The sequence below is a fragment of the Phyllobacterium sp. genome, assembly GCF_037994425.1.
Classification (GTDB): Bacteria; Pseudomonadota; Alphaproteobacteria; order Rhizobiales; family Rhizobiaceae; genus Phyllobacterium.
Window position 1 is genome coordinate 1 of sequence record NZ_JBBNAM010000409.1, and the last position, 1,190, is coordinate 1,190.

Below are 1,190 nucleotides of genomic sequence, written 5' to 3' on the forward strand. Positions count from 1 at the left end.
ACAAACGGAGAAATCCGCGCTGCAGCGGCAAGCGCGCCGTATCTTGGTGACGCGGGGTGGAGCAGCCCGGTAGCTCGTCAGGCTCATAACCTGAAGGTCACAGGTTCAAATCCTGTCCCCGCAACCACTTTTACCGAACACAACGCCCAAGCCGGGAACCCTGGCTGGGGCTTTTTTTGTCCGACCGCATCCCAAGGGCGATGAGAGCCGTGATCTCCCCCTGGAGATCGATTTGCCAGCCCTCGCAGTCGTGGCCGATGTCGACGCGCGCAATCAGGTTGCGCAGGATGGCGATCGCCTCGTCGCGGATCAGTGGGTCGGACAGGGCCTCGCCCAGCGCGATCACCTGCTTCCGGTAGACTTCGGCGAGATTGGGATGCAGGCGGACCGGGGAGGGTGGTGGCTCGGCGATCGTTCCTTCAAGGCGCGCCGTGTCCGCTTCGAACGCCTCCATCCTGGCGAGCAGGCCTGGAGTGCGTAGGCCGTTGGCGACGGCATCATAGAGCCCGTCGAGCTTTGACTGGACGGCGGCCAGTTCTCGTTCTCGGCGAGCCCTTTGAGCCGCTATCTCGTCGCGACCGGCATTGATCTCCTGGTGGTAGGAGGAAATGAACGCCTTCACGGCATCGGGCTGCATCAGCCGATCGCGGATGAAGCCCAGGACAAGATCTTCGAGGACACTGCGGCGCAGAGACTTGCGCTGATCGCAGGTGCCAAGCTTGCGGGCGTTGCTGCTGGCCAGGTAGTCTCGCCCAACGGCCGCGAAGGCGCCACCGCACGCCGCGCAGAAGCCGCGGCCGGTCAGTATGTGCTGCGCTCGACGCCGTTCCCAGAACCGGCTCCTCTTGATTCCCTCGACCCTGGGAGAGGCGTCGATCTCCTTCTGGCGTGCTTTGACCTTGTCCCACAACGCGTCGTCGACGATCCTTAGATCCGGAACGTCTTCCATGATCCAGCTTTCCGGTGGATTGCCGCGGGACACCCGACGGCCGCTGCTCGGATCCTTGACATAGCGCAGGCGGTTCCAGACCAGGCGGCCTATATAGAGTTCATTGTTGAGGAGGCCTTCCGGCGACGATGAGGTCGCTGGGCAGGAATGGTGCGTAACGGGCGGGTTGCGGTCATGACGTTTGCGCCCCGCTTGTTGAGGCGGCGGATGGTGGTGCTCGGGCGTCGTTGTCGCGCTCGAA

1 protein-coding gene and 1 tRNA gene are annotated in these 1,190 nt (G+C 63.6%); one reads left to right on the plus strand and one right to left on the minus strand.

What is annotated here, in order from left to right; translation table 11 throughout:
* Positions 1 to 50 precede the first annotated feature (50 nt).
* Positions 51 to 127, plus strand: a tRNA-Met gene (locus AAAB35_RS26990).
* Between the two features lie 3 nt (positions 128 to 130).
* Here the strand turns inward: AAAB35_RS26990 and AAAB35_RS26995 are convergent.
* Positions 131 to 1,190 (minus strand): recombinase family protein (locus AAAB35_RS26995; RefSeq protein WP_340671413.1); only part of this gene is annotated, 1,060 nt, incomplete at its 5' end.